This window comes from Halohasta sp. A2 (assembly GCF_056175805.1).
Genome location: NZ_JAQFWV010000280.1, coordinates 1 through 255 on the forward strand (window position 1 = coordinate 1; position 255 = coordinate 255).

At 52.5% G+C, this 255-nt stretch carries 1 protein-coding gene; it reads left to right on the forward strand.

The annotated features are described in order from the left end of the window. A partial coding sequence (locus O2S87_RS19135; protein WP_475410257.1) for a transposase occupies positions 1 to 255 on the forward strand: 255 nt, incomplete at both ends.

Consider the following 255-nt stretch of genomic DNA (forward strand, 5'->3'; position numbering starts at 1 on the left):
CGAAATTAGGTGAGGTTCGGCTAGTGATCGCCGAGAAGGTGACTGACGAGGACGAGGAGAACCCTGTCAAGTACCTTGCAACAAACAAGATTGACGCGCCTTCAGCCCATATCATTCGGAGCTATTCGTACAGATGGCGAATAGAGACGTTTTTCGAGGACTCGAAGCAGGATTTAGGCCTAGGAGACTGCGAGGTACGTGATTCTGAGGGTGCCAGTCGTCACTGGCACCTTCAGATGCTCACCTACAGCCTCC